This is a genomic window from Lysobacter sp., from assembly GCA_013141175.1.
Classification (GTDB): domain Bacteria; phylum Pseudomonadota; class Gammaproteobacteria; order Xanthomonadales; family Xanthomonadaceae; genus Lysobacter_I.
In genome coordinates this window covers 3,997,466-4,015,548 of the sequence record JABFRN010000001.1, presented here as the reverse complement: position 1 = coordinate 4,015,548, position 18,083 = coordinate 3,997,466, and the positions used below count along the sequence as shown (strand labels likewise).

Here is an 18,083-nt window from a genome sequence, read left to right as displayed (position 1 = left end):
ATCGGTATAGTGGATCGCATCGTCACGACAATCGCGGATTCGCAGCATGCGCTTCAAGGACTACTACGACGTGCTCGGGGTCGAGCCCGGTGCGGGCGAGGCGGAAATCAAGACCGCCTATCGCCGGCTTGCGCGCAAATTCCATCCCGATGTCAGCAAGGAAACGGGCGCCGAAGAGAAATTCAAGGCCGTCAACGAAGCCTACGAAGCGCTGCGCGACCCGGAAAAACGTGCGGCCTACGATCAATTGCGCGCGCGCGGTTACCGGCCCGGCGATGAAGTGCAGCCGCCGCCCGGTGGTTTCGGTGGCGGTCCCGGCGGCGTCGATTTCGAGGAGATCTTCGCGGGCGGCGGCAACGGCGGCTTCAGCGATTTCTTCCAGGAACTGTTCGGCCGCCGTCGCGCCGGTGGTTTCTCGGGCGCGCCTGGCGGTGCTCCCGGCGGTGGCGCGCGCGCGCGCGGCGATGGCGTCACCCGCGCCAAGTTCGCCGTGCCGCTGGAATCCCTCTATCGCACCGAACCGGTGCGGGTTTCGGTTGCCGGCAGGTCGCTGGAGGTCCGCATTCCCAAGGGCATCAAGCCCGGACAGGCGATCCGGCTCGCGGGACAGGGCACGGGTGGTGGCGACCTGCTGCTGGAAATCGAGTACGCCGCGCATCCGCAGTTCGAAGTGGACGGCCGCAACGTCATCCATGTGCTGTCGGTGGCGCCGTGGGAAGCGGCGCTGGGCGCATCGATCAGCGTGCCCACGCTCGGTGGGCCGGTGGAACTGAAGATTCCTGCGGATTCCGAGGCCGGGCGCAAATTGCGCCTGCGTGGACGCGGGCTTCCGGGTGCCGGAAGCGCGCCTGCCGGCGATCAGATCGTTGAGCTGGAAGTACTGGCGCCGAAGGCCAATACCGATGAAGAGCGCGAAGCCTACCAGCGGCTGCGCGATGTCTTCGGCGACGACTGGCGTCGGGCTTAGAGCCTATTCAAAATCTTTGCGCGTTGAAAATTTCGCTCGTCATTCCCGCGAAAGCGGGAATCCAGTGTCGTTGTATTTCAACGTGTTAAAGACGCTGGATTCCCGCTTTCGCGGGAATGACGAACAAAAGCGATGTTTGGGGTGGGATTTTGAACAGGCTCTTAGAGCCCGACGACGTACTTGGTGATGGTGTCCGACAGCTCGGTTTCGCTGAAAGGTTTAGTCAGATAGGCCTTGGCGCCCTGGCGCATGCCCCACATGCGATCGGTGTCCTGGTCCTTGGTGGTGACCAGGATGATCGGGATGTGTTTGGTGGTCGGTTCGCGGCAGATGGTCCGCGTTGCCTGGAAACCGTTGAGGTTCGGCATGACCACGTCCATCAGGATCAGATCGGGAATCTCGCGCTTGGCGACTTCGACGCCAGCAGCGCCGTCTTCGGCGGTCAGCGCTTCATGACCCAGTTTTTCGACGATACGACGAATGCCCATCAATTGCGACGGCGAGTCGTCGACGATCAGGATACGTGCCATGGAGACCCCCAGATAAGACTTCGGCCAGTGTAGTCGTCCGGCCCCCGGCCCGGAAGCGGGGCGATGTCATTTGTTGATGTGGTGCACAACCCGTAAGCCGGCCCGTGCAGGCCACGCCTCATCCCACGCGCACCAGCGTCCGTCCGAACGAACCGCCGGCCAGCATCCCCGCGAACACGTCCGACAGCCCTTGCAGCCCGATCTCCCGGGTGCAGATCGTTTCGAGATGGGCCGGCTTCCATTCCGAAGCCAGCCGCTTCCAGACTTCATCACGCAGATCGCGGGCGGTTCCGGCCGAGGCGACCCCGATCAGCGACACCCCGCGGATGATGAAGGGCATGACCGTGGTCGGGAGGTCGCCCGATGCGGCCAGGCCGGCGCTGGCGACATTGCCGTAAGGGCGAGTGCGGGCGAGCAGGCTGGCCAGCATCGGCCCGCCGACATTGTCCAGACCACCGCCGAAGCGCGCGGCTTCCAGAGATTTGGCCTCGCCCAGCACCTCGCGACCCAGCACCTGGCTGGCGCCGATGCCTTTCAGGTAATCGGCGTGTTCGGGCTTGCCGCTGATCGCATGCACTTCGTAGCCGGCGCGGCTGTAGATAGCCACCGCCAGCGAGCCCACGCCCCCGGTGGCGCCGGTCACCGCCAGCGGCCCCTGGGCCGGCGTCTGCCGGTTGTCCTGCATCCGCAGCAGCGCGAGCGCGGCGGTGAAGCCCGCAGTGCCGATGATCATGCTTTCGCGCAGGCTCAGGCCAGCGGGCAGCGGGATGGCCCATTTCGCTTCGATCCGCGCGTATTCGCTGTAACCCCCGTCGCGGACTTCGCTGAGCCCCGAGCCGGTGACCAGCACCGCGTCGCCTTCCTTGAACTTCGGGTCGGTGGACGACACCACATGGCCGGCGACATCGATGCCGCCGACCAGCGGAAAGAACCGCAGGATCTTGCCTTCGCCGGTGCCGGCCAGCGCGTCCTTGTAGTTGACCGACGAGTACGCGGTCTTGATCACGATCTCGCCGGGCGCGAGGTCGTCGATCGACATGTCCTCGATACCACTGCGGTAGCCGGTGCTGTCGTTGCGGATGCGGAAGGCTTGGAAACGAGTGGGGATGCTCACGTCTATAGGTCCTGGAATGACTTGAAAATCTTAGCAGCCTGCGAGCACTATCGCCTGATTAGGGCGCCATGTATGGCGGTGAGTTCAGGGCGTTCGGCGAAGCAGGGGAATCTATGGACAGAATTGGCGAAAAACCTTCCGATTGGCCTGTGGTGCTCACGGTCCACGGTATCCGCACTACCGGCGATTGGCAGCGGGAGTTGACTGATGTACTGACTCAGCACAAATACCGTCATGTCCCGCTGGGTTTCGGTTTCTTCAGCGCCGTTTCTTTGCTGATGCCTTGGAGCCGGGCGCGCAAGGTCGAATGGTTCCGCAGGGTCTATAGCGACAAGTTCGCCACAGCCGAACGTCTACCTTCGGTGATCGCACACAGCTTCGGCAGTTATATCGTCACCAAAGCGATGATGAAGTATGACGATATTCGCTTCGATAAAATGATTCTTTGCGGATCGATCGTCAGCCGCGCATATCCGTGGAGCAAAGTACTGGCCCAGCGCAATCAGGCCAGTAAGGTGCTCAACGAAGCCGGAGGGCGGGATTCATGGGCGAGACTCGTCGAATGGGTTGTCTCCGATGCGGGATCGTCGGGGGTGAGTGGATTCGACGATCTGGCCGATGGTCGCGTGGTGGAGCTGATTCACGAACGACATGAGCACAGCGATTACTTCTATCGCCGGAATTTCGAGCAGCGCTGGATCCCTTTCCTACATAGCGGTTCCGTGCAAGCTGTCATCTCTGCTGGGGGTGGTGGCGTCAATCGCAAGTTTGCATTCACCATCTCCATGCTCATCGTGCTGCTTGTCGGTTCGGGGTGGCTTGCTGTCGAAAAATATCCACTTCTTGTCTGGCCCCCCGACGCTTTTGTGCCGGCCAATACAGGTGAAGTGGAGACTCCAGCGCAGGAGGAACTGCCGTTCATACAACCGCAAACGAGCATGGCGGCGCCTGCATTTGATAATGTGCCCGCCGGAGATAAGCCCGTTAATGAATGGGTAACTCATTTGTATGGTGAATGGGTGCAGGCTGGAGATCTGCCACAGATCGTTGACGATGGGGTGTCGAGCAGATGCATCAGAGATCGAAATACACAGACCACCCTTGTTTTTGGATCGTTTGATAAAGCGAAAGATGTCATTTCGGCCACATGGAGCCAACACGTTGTCGCAGTTCATCGATTACAGGCTCTTCAGCCTGGCCCACAGCCTTATGAAGCCGCCATTCGTGAACGTAAGGACTGTCTGGGCAAGAAGCGCGGCAATACAGTAGAGAGAGTTTTGGATGAGGCGGGCCTGTTCTCTGTCAATGTCAGCGGGGAACGCGAGAAACCGGCCGAAGCGAAGTTGAAGATCGAGAGCTGTATTCTTGACGGCGCAGATTGCCCCGCAACTTCGTTCGGCGACAGATCCATGTCGCCGCTGGAAAGCATTGGTGAGGACCGTTTGAGGTTAGGAGAGTTGATGTTCATCCGTCAGGTAGGTACCTCAGAGACATTAGGGCCTACATAAAAGACGAGCTGCGCACTTCGTGCTGTGGAAGTGTCACCGCAACTCCCGTCGCTTCTTCTCGTCCAGCCATTTGTCCGCCTGCGCGGGCGTGTAGTCGCGCATCCACGCGAACAGCGTGTCGATGTCTTCGCCGTGCCACAGGTCGTGGCGCTGTTCTGCGTGCAGGAAGCGTTCTTCGACCATGCGGTCGATCATGCCCATCAGCGGCGCGTAGAAACCATCGACATCGAGAAACGCGCAGGGTTTCTTGCCGAGGCCGAGCTGGCGCCAGGTCAGCATCTCGAACATCTCGTCGAGGGTGCCGAAACCACCGGGCAGGGCGACGAAGGCGTCGGCGAGGTCGAACATCCGCGCCTTGCGCTCGTGCATGTTGGCGACCACTTCGAGCCGGGTCACGCCCTTGTGCGCGACTTCCCACTGCACGAGCTGTTCGGGGATCACGCCGATCACTTCGCCACCATTGGCGAGCACGGCATCGGCAACGATGCCCATCAGCCCGACGTTGCCGCCGCCGTAGACCAGTTGCAGGCCTTCGGACGCGATGCGTGCGCCCAGCGCTTGCGCGCGTTGGGCATACACGGGTTTGTTGCCGGCATTGGAGCCGCAGTAGACGCAGATCGATTTCATCGAGGATTCCAGGGAAATTCCAGAAAGCAGAACGGCGCACCGGAGTGCGCCGTTCTCGAAAGGCAGCCGGTCAGTTGGCCTTGTGGATCGCGCGCTTGTGCACCGCCATCGCCGCATCGTGCACCGCTTCGGACAGGCTCGGATGTGCATGACAGATGCGGGCGAGGTCGTCGGCGGAGCCGCTGAACTCCATGGTCAGCACGCCTTCGTGCACGAGTTCCGACACGTTTGCGCCGACCAGATGCATGCCGAGCACGCGATCGGTTTCCGCGTGTGCGAGCACCTTCACGAAACCCGCCGGTTCGCCCATCGCGACCGCACGACCGACCGCAGCGAACGGAAAGCTGCCGGCCTTGTACGGGATGCCTTCGGCCTTGAGCTGCTCTTCGGTCTTGCCCACCCAAGCGATTTCCGGCTCGGTGTAGATGACCCACGGGATGGTGTCGAAGTTGACGTGGCCGGGCAGGCCGGCGATGAATTCGGCCACCGCGATGCCTTCCTCGAAGCCCTTGTGCGCCAGCATCGGGCCGCGCACGCAGTCGCCGACGGCCCACACGCCGTCGACGCCGGTGTGGCAGTGCTCGTCGACCACGATCCGGCCGCGCTCGTCGAGCTGCACGCCGGTGCCTTCGGCCAGCAGGCCCTTGCTCGCGGCCTTGCGGCCCACGGCGACCAGCAGCTTGTCGAACACCACGTTCTGCTCGCCCGCCGCGTCGGCGTAGGTGACGTGTACTTCGCTGGCTTTGCCTTTCTTCTTGACCTCGGCCTTGCTCACCTTGGCGCCGAGCTTGATATCGAGGCCTTGTTTCTTGAATTCCTTCAGCGCGGTTTTCGCCGCTTCGGCATCGGCGGCGGCGAGGAAGTCCGGCATCGCCTCGAGGATCAGCACTTCGGCGCCGAGACGCTTCCACACGCTGCCCAGTTCGAGGCCGATCACGCCGGCGCCGATCACGCCGAGGCGCTTCGGCACCTCGGTGAAATCGAGCGCGCCGACGTTGTCGACGATGGCGTCGCCGTCGAACTTCGCGAACGGCAGTTCGATCGAATCCGAACCGGCGGCGAGGATGATGTTGGTGCCCTTGAGCACGACTTCGCTGCCGTCGTGCTGCTTCACGTTGACGACGTTGCCCGGCTGCAGCTGTGCGAAGCCGTAGAATGCGGCCACCTTGTTCGCCTTGAACAGCATCGCGATGCCGCCGGTGAACTGCTTCACGATCTTGTCCTTGCGGCCGACCATCGCGCCGACATCGATCTTCGCGTCCTTGAACGAAATGCCGTGGTCGCCGAAGAGATGGCCCATGTTCCAGAACTGGCGCGACGAGTCGAGCAGCGCTTTCGACGGGATGCAGCCGACGCGCAGGCAGGTGCCGCCCAGCGCGGGCTTGCCGTCCTTGCCCAGCGCGGCGTCGATGCACGCGACTTTCATGCCGAGCTGTGCGGCGCGGATCGCGGCGTGGTAACCGGCCGGGCCGGCGCCGATGACGATGACGTCGAATGCCTGTTGTTGGCTAGCTTGTTGTTCGCTCATTGCGGGGTTCCTACTCTTCCTTCTCCCCTTGGGAGAAGGTGCCCGAAGGGCGGATGAGGGTGCGACGGTGTGGTGGGGGTGCAACGCCGACAGTGTCGCCGAACCCTCACCCCCAACCCCTCTCCCGATGGGAGAGGGGAGCAAAGATCACATGCCCAGCAGCATGCGGTGCGGATTTTCCAGCTGGTTCTTGATGTCGACCAGGAACAGCACCGCGTCCTTGCCGTCGATGATGCGGTGGTCGTAGCTGATCGCGATGTACATCATCGGCGCGGCGACCACGACGCCGTTCTCGACGATCGCGCGCTCCTTGATGGCGTGCATGCCGAGGATCGCCGACTGCGGCGGGTTGACGATCGGCGTGGACATCAGCGAGCCGAAGGTGCCGCCGTTGGTGATGGTGAAGGTGCCGCCCTGCAGGTCTTCCAGCTTCAGGCCGCCTTCGCGCGCCGCCTTGGCGTAACCGGCGATGGCGCCTTCGATCTCGGCGAAGCCCATGCGTTCGACATTGCGCAGCACCGGCGTGACCAGACCCTTGTCGGTGGCGACCGCGATGCTGATGTCGGCGTAGCCGTGATAGATCACGTCGTTGCCGTCGACCGAGGCGTTGACGATGGGATGGCGCTGCAGCGCATTCGCGGCGGCCTTGGCGAAGAAGCTCATGAAGCCGAGCTTGACGCCGTTGGCCTTCTCGAACGATTCGCCCAGTTCCTTGCGCATCTGCATGACTTTCGCGAGGTTCACTTCGTTGAACGAAGTGAGCATGGCGATGGAGTTCTTCGACTGCATCAGGCGTTCGGCGATGCGGGTGCGCATGCGCGTCATCGGCACGCGCTCTTCCGGGCGGGCGCCGCCGCCCACGCCGGCGGTCTTGCCGCTGGCGTAGTTGACGATGTCTTCCTTGGTGACCGCGCCGCGGCGGCCGGTGCCGGCCACATCGGCGGGATCCACACCGCTGGTCGCTGCGGCGAAGCGCGCGCCCGGCGGCAGTCCGGCGGCGGTTGCAGGCGCCGCTGTGGGAGCGGCGGGAGCCGCGACAGGCGCATTCGAGGCGGCCGGTTTCGCGGCTTCCGCCGCTCCCACGGCAGGAGCCGCTGCGGCGGCGCCTTCCTCGATGATCGCGATGACCTGCTGGCTGAGCACGGTCGCGCCTTCGACGAACTTCAGTTCCTTGATCACGCCATCGACGGTCGACGGGACTTCCAGCACGACCTTGTCGGTTTCGAGGTCGACGATGTTCTCGTCGCGTTTGACCGCATCGCCGGCCTTCTTGTGCCAAGTGGCGATGACGGCGTCGGAGACGGATTCGGGAAGAACGGGGACCTTGATTTCGATGGCCATGGTTGGCGTCCTGACAGCGTGGATTTCAATGGGTGGACACCGGCGCATCGATGCGTGCGCCGGCGGCAAGCGTCATTCGTCGGCGTGCTCGCCGCTGAGCGGATTGACCAGCGCGTCCGCGATCAGCTGCAACTGCTCTTCGACGTGGTCGTTGAAATGACCGGCGGCGGGCGAGGGCGAGCGGCTGCGGCCGGTGTAGCTGAGCTGCTGCTTGTCCTGCAGGCAGGTGAGCAGGTGATGCTGGATCTGGTACCACGCGCCCTGGTTCTGCGGCTCTTCCTGGCACCATACGACCTGGGTCGCCTTGGCGTAGTGCTTGAGTTGGGCGGTGAGTTCGGCGCGCGGGAACGGATACAGTTGTTCGATGCGCACGATCGCCACATCGGTCTGCCCACGTTTCTGCGCGTCTTCCAGCAGATCGTAATAGACCTTGCCACCGCAGACCACGACGCGCTTGACCGACTTCGGATCGGCGCTGGCATCCGGGATCAGATGCTGGAATTCGCCGTTCGCCAGTTCGTCCAGCGTCGACACCGCAAGCTTGTGGCGCAGCAGCGATTTCGGGGTCATCACCACCAGCGGTTTGCGCGTCTTCATGCGCATCTGCCGGCGGATCATGTGGTACGCCTGCGCTGGCGTGGTCGGCGTGCAGACGATCATGTTCTGCAGCGCACACAGTTGCAGGAAGCGTTCCAGGCGCGCCGAGCTGTGCTCGGGGCCCTGGCCTTCGTAGCCGTGCGGCAGGAACAGCGCGAGACCGCAGATCCGGCCCCACTTGGCTTCGCCCGAAGACAGGAACTGGTCGATCACCACCTGCGCGCCGTTGGCGAAATCGCCGAACTGGCCTTCCCAGATATCGAGGGTCATGGGATCGGCGGTGGCGTAGCCGTACTCGAACGCCATCACCGCTTCCTCGCTGAGCAGCGAGTCGATGATGGTGGCGTCTTCCGGATTCTTGACCAGTTGCCGCAGCGGCATGTGGTCGACGTCGTTTTTCTGGTCGTGCAGGATCGCGTGGCGGTGGAAGAACGTGCCGCGACCGCAGTCCTGGCCGACCAGACGCAGTTTGTAGCCTTCGTCGAGCAGCGTGGCGTAGGCGAGGTTTTCGGCGAAGCCCCAGTCGCCCGCCAGCTCGCCAGCAGCCATCTTGCGGCGGTCTTCGTAGATCTTGGCGACGCGCGCATGCAGGCTGGCGCCTTCCGGCAGCGCGTTGATGATCGTCGCCAGCGCGTCGAGTTTCTTGCGCGGCACCCGGGTGTCGACCGGGTCGGACAGTTTGCCTTCCAGCAGCGGGCGCCAGTCGATCGCGTAGGCATCGGGATTCGCCGGCGCCAGCTCGGTGGTCACCACGCCGGCATCAAGCTTGTCGCGGTAGCCATCGACCAGCGCTTTCGCGTCGTCGGCGGTGAGCGTGCCCTTGGCGGCGAGACGCTCGGCATACAGCTCGCGCGTGGTCTTGCGCTTGCGGATGTTCTGGTACATCAGCGGCTGGGTCGCCGCCGGTTCGTCGGCTTCGTTGTGGCCGTGGCGGCGATAGCAGACCAGGTCGATGACCACGTCCTTGGCGAATTTCTGGCGGAAATCGAAGGCCAACTCGGCGCAGAACGCGACCGCTTCCGGGTCGTCGCCGTTCACGTGCAGCACCGGCGCGCCGACCATCTTGGCGACATCGGTGCAGTACAGGGTCGAGCGCGCGTCCTGGCGTTCGCTGGTGGTGAAGCCGACCTGGTTGTTGATCACGATGTGCAGCGTGCCGCCGACCGCGAAGCCGCGGGCCTGCGACATCTGCAGCAGTTCCATCACCACGCCCTGGCCGGCGAACGCGGCGTCGCCGTGCATGATGATCGGCACCACCTGCTTGCGGGCCTTGTCGCCACGGCGCTCCTGGCGCGAACGCACGCTGCCGGCGACCACCGGGTCGACGATTTCCAGATGCGAGGGGTTGAAGGCGAGGGCGAGATGCACGGGGCCGCCCGGCGTGGCGATATCGGCGCTGAAGCCCATGTGGTACTTCACGTCGCCGGCGTGGGCGTGTTCGTCGTGCTCGAACTTGCCCTCGAATTCGTCGAACAGCTTGCGCGGCGGTTTGCCGAGCGTGTTGACCAGCACGTTGAGACGACCGCGATGGGCCATGCCCAGCACCACGTCCTTCACGCCATCGTTGCCGGCGCGGCGGATCATCACGTCGAGCAGCGGAATGAGCGCATCGCCGCCTTCCAGCGAGAAGCGCTTCTGGCCAACGTATTTGGTATGCAGGTAGCGTTCCAGGCCTTCGGCGGCGGTGAGGCGTTCGAGGATCCGGCGCTTGTCGTCGTCGCTGCGCTTGAAATCGCCGCCCGCGCGTTCGAGGCGCTCGTACATCCAGCGACGCTGTTCGACGTCGGTGATGTGCATGAATTCGGCGCCGATGCTGCCGGTGTAGGTCGCCTTGAGCAGCGAGACCAGATCGCGCAATTTCATCTGCGCCTGACCGCCGGCACCGCCGCTGGAGAAGGTGGTGTCGAGATCGTTGTTGGTCAGGCCGTGGAAGCCGATCTCCAGATCCGGGGCTTCGCTCTTTTCCCACATGCCCAGCGGGTCGAGCTCGGCGGCGAGATGGCCGCGCGAGCGGTAGGCGACGATCAGCTTGCTGACCGCGAACTCGCGGCTGTCGCTGACCGCATTGCCGCCGCCGGCCACGACCACGCCGCGTGCGGCCTGGCGACCGGCTTCGGCGATCGCGGCGATAACCGCGGAGTGCGGCACATCGGCGCCGTCGCGACCCTTGATGCCATCGAAATAGGTTTTCCACTTCGGCCCGACGCTGTCGGGGGCGACCAGATACTGTTCGTACAGGTCCTCGATGTAGGCGGCATTGGCGCCGAGCTGGGAGGACCGGGCAAATTGCTTCAGGAGACTGTCCACTCTGGGATCACACTCGGAATGTCGGGAAGCGCGGAGAGAGTACGGTAACCGCTTGATCCGCCGGGAAATCCAGAGGCGGCAAGGCAGGCGGGCGAAAGGATCGGAATTATACCCGGAGGCTTCGCCGCAGCGCACCACTCGGCGCCGTTCAAGGCGGTCTGCACGCCTTCGACCATCGTCGTAAACCGATGGTCCGGGAGGTGAGCGCGACGATACTTTCGATTCGCCGGCTCGCGGTCGCGGCCACGCTGATACGTTTGCCGACGCAAACCGCAGGGGGTGTCGGATGTCGGGTCTGTTTCGGATCGCTGTGATCGGGTGGGTGCTGTTGCTGGTCGGGTGCGGGGGTGGGGCGGGAGACGTGGACCGGGCGGACAAGGCTGCATTGCGGATGGATCATGTCGGCTGTCCCGATCTCAGCGGCACCTATGCGTTCAACGTGCCCGGTGAGCGCGGGGTGTCCTACCAAGGGTCGATGCTGCTGGAATTCGCCGTCGAGGACGGCAACCGCGTGCCGGCGGCACAGGTGTCCGGCCTGATCGTGCAGCGCAAGGCGCATGGTCTCTACGACTGGCATTTCCTGATCGACGATGCACGGGTGATGCAGCAGCTCGGGGTGATCCGCGAGTTCGACAAGCCGCGCTATCGCGAGTGGTATCACCTGCTGAGCGATCCGGGGCGCGGGGCGTATATCGCGCGCAACGGTGAGGCCGCCTATGCCAGGCGCGTGGCGGAACTCGGGCCGCGTGCGGAAATCGTGCGGACGCTGCGTGCGGGCAGCGAGATGGTGTGCCGGGACGGCTGGGTGGAACTGCCGCGTGCCTACGGCAAACCGATCCGGCTCACGCGCGGCGAGGATGGGTCGATCATCGGCGAGTCCCGCGAAATCAGCACCGTCGGCATCACCGTCTGGTGCGGCGACGGTTGCAAGGATCTGCCGATTCCCACCGGCACGTTCACCGGCAGCCTGCAATGGCCGCTCTACGACGGTCTGCATGCCTGGCGTCCCGACGACATGCGCGGGCGCTATGTTTTCCAGCGGCCGATCGACGAGATCGAAGCCGAAACTGCGGCCTTGGAGGCGAACCGGATCCGCGAGGATGCGCGGCGGTATGCGTCGGCGGAGACGATCCGGACGCGTCTCGCACCGCTGGTGCCGGCCGGAACGGTGCTCGACGAAGTGGTGGTGCGGAACGGCAAGGTCCACGTCCGCTATACGGCGCCGGACGCACAGAAAGATTGGCTTCTGGACAGCGTCGAGCGCGCCAGCGGCGACACGCGAGGTCCGGGCGATGTGGTCCGTCGCGGATTCAGCAGCCGGCCGGAGGTGACCGAAGTCGAATTCACGCTGACCGATTCTCCGTTGGCCGCACCTGGAACGATGGCTGCTCGGGCAGCCGCTCGACCATCGCCGGAATCCTCGCCGACGCTGGCCGTGCTGTCGGTGGCACCGCCCGAACCGCCTTCGGCGGGGTTCGCCGATGCGGCGACGATCCGCAGCCGCGTCGGCGCACTCTTGCCGGCCGGCAGTCGCATCACCGATGTGCGTTATGGCGGCGGCAACGTCACCATCGTCGGCGAAGCGGGCTCCAATCGCAGCGTTTCGGACGGGTTGCGCGCCATCGCCGGTCAGGGCTCGACGCCCGAACTGCTGCAGATCCAGGCCATGCCGGGCGGCATGGTGCGTTTCGAGATCCTGCTGCGGCGCTCCGCGCTGGTGACGGAGTGAACGTGGCTCAGATGTCCAGCGCGCGGAACTCGGTGACGATCCGCGCGCGTTCCCACACCGGCATGAAACCGTCGGCGAGCTGGCGGGCACGGCCGCCGAAGTCGAGCGCGGCCTCGCCGTCGAAGCGGTTGCCGAGGGTGCGGAAGTAGTAACCGCCACTGTCGTTGGCGATGAAGGCCGAGGCGTAACCGTGGTCGGCGGGATCGGTGATCTCGCGGAAGGCGAATACGCTCGACAGCCGCTGGCTCAGGCCGATCAGCGGCGCATGCGCCCGCTGCGGCGTCCCGGCGTCCTGCAGAAGAATGCGGATATCGACCCGCTGCCGGCGGGTGGCGAGCCTGCGCAGCGCTTCGAGCACTTCGGGCGAGTCGAACAGGCCCGGGTCGAGCTGGCGGCTGTAGAGGCACAGCTCGCGCCGGGTGGCGGTGACGACGGCCGTGGTGATCGCGACCGCGGCTTCGCGGGTGTCGATGGCGGTGGGGCCGCCGATCTGCCGACGCATGCTCTGGTGCTCGATGCCGGCTTCCATGAAGCGATCGCCGTAGGGCACGAAGCCGTGCTTCACGTAGAAGCCGACCGCCGAGGCTTGCGAGTGCAGGCGCAGCTCGGGCCAGCGCCGCTGCGCGGCTTCATGGATCAGCGACAGCAGCAGCGCGTCGCCGACGCCGCGTCCGCGCCACTCGGGCAACACCGCCATGCGCCCGATCTTGTGTTCCGGCGTCAAACGCCCGGTGCCGATCGGCTTTCCGGTGGCATCGCGGGCGATCACATGCACGCAGCGCGGATCGAGTTCGTCCCACTCCAGTTCGATCGGCACCTGCTGTTCCCGCACGAACACCGGTTCGCGCACCGCGCGCAGATCGTCGACGCCGCTCGCGTAATCGATGGCTTCGACCCGGAACGTGCCGCTGAACTGCGTGCGATCAGGCATCGTCGTCCTCGCCGGTGTCGAAACCGTCGTTCTGCAGCCGGTATTGGCCCTCCGCGAGCAGATCGAGGACCAGAGACTGGCCCTGCGCCGACAGCCTGGAGTAGGTGTCGCCATCCAGCGTTTCGGCGGCGGCGAGGGTGCGTGCATCGGCGAGCGGCAGCGCATGGATCTGCCCCGCCAGATAGAGTTTCCCGATCGTTTTCCGCTCCGTGCTGCGCCGCCAGGCGGCCCGGGTCCACGGATGGCGCTGCAGTACGGCACCCTGCTGCAGATCGAATTCGATTTCGATCCGCGAGCGCGGCGCGTCCGGGTCGAGCGCAATGCCCGCGCTGCGGTAGAGGCTGATGAAACGGCCGAACCAGTCGCCGAGGCGCTCCGGGTCGTTCATGCGTAGCTTGTTCAAGGCTTCGATGGCGCGCGTCATTGCGGCGGCGTCGATCTCATGGCTGTCCTTCGGCGGTGCGATATCCGGGTCGGTGTAGCGCACGGCTTCGTCGGCATCGCAGATCAGACTGTCGACGAAGTCGCCGAGCAGTTCCGCGCTGGACGGCGCGCGCAGCCCGACCGAGATGGTGAGGCACGCGTCTTCGGCGATGCCGTGATGCGGTACGCCCGGCGGCAGGTACAGCATGTCGCCCGGCTTCAGTACCCAATCGTGGTCCGGCTTGAAATGCTTCAGCAGGCGCAGCGGCACGTCGTCGAGATAGGTCTCGTCCGGATCCGGCGCGGTATCGATCAGCCAGCGGCGATGGCCCAGGCCCTGCAGCAGGAACACGTCGTACTGGTCGATGTGCGCGCCGACCGAACCGCCCGGCGCGGCGAACGAGATCATGATGTCGTCCATGCGCCAGCGCGGCAGGAAATCGAAGTCGTCGAGCAGCGCGCGCACGTCCGGGTCCCACTTGTCCACGTCCTGCACCAGCAGGGTCCAGTCGTGGTGCGGCATGCCGGGAAATTCTTCTTCGGCGAACGGGCCGCTGCGGATGCGCCAGGCGTCGCTGGCGCGGTCGTAACTCGCGATGCGCGACAGCGCCGATTCCTCGCAGGCCAGACCGGCGAGATCTTCCGGCGTCACCGGCGAGACGAAGTCCGGGAACGCATTGCGGATCAGCAGCGGTCGTTTCTGCCAGTAATCGCGCAGGAACGCTTCCGGCGCCATGCCCAATGGCCCGTTGCCGGTGGCGTCGATTTCGTAGGGCAGCGCGTCGGCGCCATTGCGGGTGCGCTTCGCCATGTCAGATCTCCCTCGCCAGGCGTTCCGCCAGGCCCGTGTAGCTGCCCGGCGTCATGTCGAGCAGGCGTTGTTTTGCGTCGGCCGGCAGATCGAGGCCGGCGATGAAGGCGCGCATCGAGGTTCCGTCGATACCGTGGCCGCGGGTCAGCGCCTTGAGTTGTTCGTAAGGGTTGGGCAAGCCGTGGCGACGCATCACCGTCTGCACGGCTTCGGCCAGGACTTCCCAGGCGGCATCGAGATCGGCCGCCAGACGCTGCGGATTCGCGCTGAGTTTGTCCAGGCCGCGCAGCAGCGCGTCGCAGCCGATCAGCGCATGGCCGAAGGCGGTGCCCAGCGCGCGCAGCACGGTGGAGTCGGTGAGATCGCGCTGCCAGCGGCTGATCGGCAGCTTCGCGGAGAAATGCTCGAACAATGCGTTGGCGATGCCGAAGTTGCCTTCCGCGTTCTCGAAATCGATCGGGTTGACCTTGTGCGGCATGGTCGAGCTGCCGACTTCGCCGGCCTTCACCGCCTGTTTGAAATAACCGAGCGAGATATAGCCCCACAGGTCGCGGCACAGATCGATGCAGATGGTGTCGATGCGCTTCTGCGCGTCGCACAGTTCGGCGATGCCGTCATGCGGTTCGATCTGGGTGGTGTAGGGCTGCCAGTCCAGGCCCAGCGATTCGACGAAGCGGCGCGAGAACGCGGTCCAGTCCACGTCGGGATACGCGGCGACATGCGCGTTGTAGTTGCCGACCGCGCCGTTGATCTTGCCGGCGATCAGCGCGGCGGCGAGGGTTTCGCCCTGGCGCTGCAGGCGCGCGACGACGTTGGCGATTTCCTTGCCGACCGTGCTGGGCGAAGCGGTCTGGCCATGGGTGCGCGAGAGCATCGGCAGCGCCGCGTGCTCATGCGCCATCGTGCGGAGCTTCTGGATCAGGCCATCCAGCGTCGGCAGCAGCACCGATTGCCGCGCCTCGCTCAGCATCAGCGCATAGCTGAGGTTGTTGATGTCCTCGCTGGTGCAGGCGAAATGCACGAACTCCAGCGCCGGCGCCAACTCGGCATCATCCTGCAGACGCTCCTTGATCAGGTATTCGACCGCCTTGACGTCGTGATTGGTGGTGCGTTCGATCGCCTTCACCCGGGCGGCATCGGCGACCGACAGGCCGTCGGCGAGCGCACGCAGGCGGGCGATGGCGGCGACGGAGAACGGGGGGAGTTCGACGATGCCGGGTTCGGCCGCCAGCGCCAGCAGCCATTCCACTTCCACCTTGACCCGGGCTTTGATCAGGCCGTATTCGGAGAAGATCGGGCGCAGGGCATCGACCTTGCCGGCATAGCGGCCATCGAGCGGGGACAGGGCGAGAAGCTGGGCGTCGGACATGGCGGGCTGCGATGCGGGGGTGCCGCAATTCTAAACGCTCGCGGGGGTATGCTCGGCCGATCTCCATCACGACAGGCGCGGACCATGCCCCGACGCAGCGCCCATACCCGCCATGCCGGTACGATCCCCGAGCCCATGCGCACCGAGCGCGACTGCATGGGCGAGCTGCAGGTGCCCGCCGCGGCGCTCTGGGGCGCGCAGACCCAGCGCGCGGTGCGGAACTTCCGCATCTCCGGCCGGCCGATGCCGCGCGGCTTCATCCGCGCCCTCGGGCTGATCAAGGCGGCTGCCGCCCAGACCAATGCCAATCTCGGTCTGTTGCCGAAGACGCGCGCGGCTGCGATCCGCCGCGCGGCGATGGCGGTGGCCGAGGGCGAACACGATGAGCAGTTCCCGGTCGACATCTACCAGACCGGCTCCGGCACCTCCAGCAACATGAACGCCAACGAGGTGATCGCGGCGCTGGTGATGCGGGCCGGCCGGGGCAAAGTGCATCCCAACGACGATGTGAATCTCGGCCAGAGCTCGAACGACGTGGTGCCGACCGCGATCCGCGTCAGTGCCCAACTGGCGGTGGTCGAGGACTTGTTGCCCGCGCTGCAGCAACTGCGCCGGACCATCGACCGGCGCGCGCGCGAGTCGCGGAAGCTGGTGAAGACCGGGCGCACGCATATGATGGACGCGATGCCGCTGACCTTCGGACAGGAGCTGGGCGCATGGTCGTCGCAGCTCGATTCCGCGCGGATGCGGATCGAGGACTGCCTCAAGCGCCTGCGGCGGCTGCCGATCGGCGGTACGGCGGTCGGGACCGGGATCAATACCGATCCGCGCTTCGGCCAGCGCGTGGCGCAGACCGTATCGGTGCTGTCGGGCGTGCGCTTCGTCGTTGCCGAGGATCGATTCGAAGGTCTTGCGTCGCAGGACGATGCGGTCGAACTCTCGGGTCAACTGTCCGCGCTGGCGGTCGCGCTGATGAAGATCGCGAACGATCTGCGCTGGATGAATTCGGGACCGTTGGCAGGACTGGGCGAGATCGAATTGCCGGCCCTGCAACCGGGCTCGTCGATCATGCCCGGGAAGGTCAATCCGGTGATCCCGGAAGTGGTGGCGATGGTGTGCGCGCAGGTGATGGGCCATCACACCGCAGTCACGATCGCCGGGCAGAGCGGCAACTTCCAGCTCAACGTGATGCTGCCGCTGATCGCGGCGAACCTGCTGGAGAGCATCGGCCTGCTCGCGAATGCGATGACCGCGCTGGCCGACACGGCGATCGCCGGCATGACCTTCCGTGTCGACCGCATCGCCGACGCGCTGGAGCGCAATCCGATCCTCGTGACGGCGCTCAATCCCGCCATCGGTTACGAAAAAGCCGCCGCGATCGCCAAGAAGGCGTATCGCGAGCGGCGTCCGGTGTTCGATGTGGCGCTGGAGGACAGCGGTCTCGATGCAAAGACGCTGAGACAGCTGCTGGATCCGGCCGCGCTGGTGAAGGGCGGCGTGCAGACCGGTGCCGGCGGCGGCTGAGGCTGCCGCCGGCAGTATTCCGTCTACTGTTTGGTGCTTGCGGCCTCGGCTTCTTCCGCGGCATTCATCGTGTCGCCGTGGCCGCTGGCATCGCCCTTGATCGCCTGGCCGATCTGACTGCCGATTTCCTTGCCCGCGTCGTAATGGCTGTCGTTGTCGGTCATGCAATCCTTGACGTCGCCGTCGTCCATGGTCGCGTACGGCTTGAATTCGGGCAGCATGGCGGCGAGCTTGTCCTGGGTGATTTTCATCGCCGGCAGCAGAGTGCAGAGTTCCTGCGCGGATTGCCTGACGCCTTCGGCTTCCGCTTCGATCTTCTTGTCGATCTGATCGGTTTCGCCGGTGAAGACGCCCCTGATGGCTTCGCGCATCGCCTTGCCGGCCAGATCCGCGCCTTCGATGCCGACCCCGATCCCGGCGTCCGCGATCTTGGCCAGATGCCCACGGTATTCCAGCATCAGCGCCTTCTGTTCGGTGTTGAGTGTCACCGGTTTGCCATCGATCAGGAAATCCCCGGCCGGCGTGATTTCGGCCCCTGGCTGGCCGGTGACATCGAGATCGAGATTCTTCGTCGCCAACTCTTCCTTGGCGCCATCGGTCGCTTCCTTCACGGCCTTGCCGATGAAAGTCGTGGGTTCTTCGGCGGGGTCGGACGATGACGAGGGAGTGCTGTTGCCGCAGCCGGACAGGGACAGGCAACCGAGCAATGCGAATGCGGTCATGCGCAGGGTGTACATGGGATTCTCCACTCCGGTTTCGGCAGGAATATTTCGGTTC

General features: G+C 65.0%; 14 protein-coding genes. 4 read left to right on the top strand and 10 right to left on the bottom strand.

What is annotated here, in order from left to right:
- Nucleotides 1-46 precede the first annotated feature (46 nt).
- Nucleotides 47-967, top strand: coding sequence for a DnaJ domain-containing protein (locus tag HOP03_17465; protein NOT89945.1), 921 nt, complete (start codon nt 47-49; stop codon nt 965-967).
- A gap of 161 nt (nt 968-1,128) precedes the next feature.
- On the opposite strand, the gene HOP03_17460 is transcribed toward HOP03_17465, so the two are convergent.
- Nucleotides 1,129-1,497 carry a response regulator gene (locus HOP03_17460; GenBank protein NOT89944.1) on the bottom strand — a complete coding sequence of 123 codons (369 nt, stop codon included), beginning with the start codon at nt 1,495-1,497 and terminating at the stop codon, nt 1,129-1,131.
- Between the two features lie 118 nt (nt 1,498-1,615).
- Nucleotides 1,616-2,611 carry an acryloyl-CoA reductase gene (locus HOP03_17455; GenBank protein ID NOT89943.1) on the bottom strand — a complete coding sequence of 332 codons (996 nt, stop codon included), beginning with the start codon at nt 2,609-2,611 and terminating at the stop codon, nt 1,616-1,618.
- A 68-nt stretch (nt 2,612-2,679) separates the two neighbouring features.
- Here HOP03_17455 and HOP03_17450 point away from each other — a divergent pair, with 68 nt between their 5' ends.
- On the top strand, nt 2,680-4,119 hold the full coding sequence (locus HOP03_17450) for a hypothetical protein (GenBank protein NOT89942.1): 1,440 nt from the start codon (nt 2,680-2,682) through the stop codon (nt 4,117-4,119).
- Between the two features lie 33 nt (nt 4,120-4,152).
- On the opposite strand, the gene HOP03_17445 is transcribed toward HOP03_17450, so the two are convergent.
- From HOP03_17445 to HOP03_17430, 4 genes are all read right to left on the bottom strand, one after another.
- Nucleotides 4,153-4,746: a TIGR00730 family Rossman fold protein gene (locus tag HOP03_17445; protein ID NOT89941.1), complete on the bottom strand. Its 594-nt coding sequence runs from the start codon at nt 4,744-4,746 to the stop codon at nt 4,153-4,155.
- 70 nt (nt 4,747-4,816) lie between these two features.
- The gene (gene lpdA, locus HOP03_17440) at nt 4,817-6,274 is read right to left on the bottom strand and encodes a dihydrolipoyl dehydrogenase (GenBank protein NOT89940.1); all 1,458 of its coding nucleotides are present in this window, start codon (nt 6,272-6,274) and stop codon (nt 4,817-4,819) included.
- Nucleotides 6,275-6,421: 147 nt separating this feature from the next.
- Nucleotides 6,422-7,615, bottom strand: coding sequence for a dihydrolipoyllysine-residue succinyltransferase (gene sucB, locus HOP03_17435; protein NOT89939.1), 1,194 nt, complete (start codon nt 7,613-7,615; stop codon nt 6,422-6,424).
- 72 nt (nt 7,616-7,687) lie between these two features.
- Complete coding sequence (locus HOP03_17430; GenBank protein NOT89938.1) at nt 7,688-10,519, bottom strand: 2-oxoglutarate dehydrogenase E1 component; 2,832 nt, start codon at nt 10,517-10,519, stop codon at nt 7,688-7,690.
- A 361-nt stretch (nt 10,520-10,880) separates the two neighbouring features.
- Here HOP03_17430 and HOP03_17425 point away from each other — a divergent pair, with 361 nt between their 5' ends.
- Nucleotides 10,881-12,248, top strand: coding sequence for a PilN domain-containing protein (locus tag HOP03_17425; protein ID NOT89937.1), 1,368 nt, complete (start codon nt 10,881-10,883; stop codon nt 12,246-12,248).
- 7 nt (nt 12,249-12,255) lie between these two features.
- Here HOP03_17425 and HOP03_17420 read toward each other — a convergent pair whose 3' ends face one another.
- The 3 genes from HOP03_17420 to purB are packed head-to-tail and all read right to left on the bottom strand — an operon-like array spanning nt 12,256 to nt 15,782.
- Nucleotides 12,256-13,179, bottom strand: coding sequence for a GNAT family N-acetyltransferase (locus tag HOP03_17420; GenBank protein NOT89936.1), 924 nt, complete (start codon nt 13,177-13,179; stop codon nt 12,256-12,258).
- Entirely contained in the window at nt 13,172-14,413 is a 1,242-nt protein-coding gene (locus HOP03_17415) for a cupin domain-containing protein (GenBank protein NOT89935.1), read from the bottom strand. Before HOP03_17415 ends, HOP03_17420 begins: the two co-directional genes overlap by 8 nt.
- Before the next feature lies 1 nt (nt 14,414).
- On the bottom strand, nt 14,415-15,782 hold the full coding sequence (gene purB / locus HOP03_17410) for an adenylosuccinate lyase (GenBank protein ID NOT89934.1): 1,368 nt from the start codon (nt 15,780-15,782) through the stop codon (nt 14,415-14,417).
- Nucleotides 15,783-15,905: 123 nt separating this feature from the next.
- Here purB and HOP03_17405 point away from each other — a divergent pair, with 123 nt between their 5' ends.
- Entirely contained in the window at nt 15,906-17,306 is a 1,401-nt protein-coding gene (locus tag HOP03_17405) for a class II fumarate hydratase (protein NOT89933.1), read from the top strand.
- A gap of 23 nt (nt 17,307-17,329) precedes the next feature.
- Here the strand turns inward: HOP03_17405 and HOP03_17400 are convergent, their stop codons facing one another.
- The gene (locus HOP03_17400) at nt 17,330-18,043 is read right to left on the bottom strand and encodes a hypothetical protein (GenBank protein ID NOT89932.1); all 714 of its coding nucleotides are present in this window, start codon (nt 18,041-18,043) and stop codon (nt 17,330-17,332) included.
- Nucleotides 18,044-18,083 lie beyond the last annotated feature (40 nt).

Excerpts from the sequence above, each read along its gene's own strand:
- HOP03_17465 (NOT89945.1), top strand. The coding sequence starts at position 47 with ATGCGCTTCAAGGACTACTACGACGTGCTCGGGGTCGAGCCCGGTGCG.
- HOP03_17460 (NOT89944.1), bottom strand. The coding sequence starts at position 1,497 with ATGGCACGTATCCTGATCGTCGACGACTCGCCGTCGCAATTGATGGGC.
- HOP03_17450 (NOT89942.1), top strand. The coding sequence starts at position 2,680 with ATGTATGGCGGTGAGTTCAGGGCGTTCGGCGAAGCAGGGGAATCTATG.
- HOP03_17445 (NOT89941.1), bottom strand. The coding sequence starts at position 4,746 with ATGAAATCGATCTGCGTCTACTGCGGCTCCAATGCCGGCAACAAACCC.
- lpdA (NOT89940.1), bottom strand. The coding sequence starts at position 6,274 with ATGAGCGAACAACAAGCTAGCCAACAACAGGCATTCGACGTCATCGTC.
- sucB (NOT89939.1), bottom strand. The coding sequence starts at position 7,615 with ATGGCCATCGAAATCAAGGTCCCCGTTCTTCCCGAATCCGTCTCCGAC.
- HOP03_17420 (NOT89936.1), bottom strand. The coding sequence starts at position 13,179 with ATGCCTGATCGCACGCAGTTCAGCGGCACGTTCCGGGTCGAAGCCATC.
- HOP03_17415 (NOT89935.1), bottom strand. The coding sequence starts at position 14,413 with ATGGCGAAGCGCACCCGCAATGGCGCCGACGCGCTGCCCTACGAAATC.
- purB (NOT89934.1), bottom strand. The coding sequence starts at position 15,782 with ATGTCCGACGCCCAGCTTCTCGCCCTGTCCCCGCTCGATGGCCGCTAT.
- HOP03_17400 (NOT89932.1), bottom strand. The coding sequence starts at position 18,043 with ATGTACACCCTGCGCATGACCGCATTCGCATTGCTCGGTTGCCTGTCC.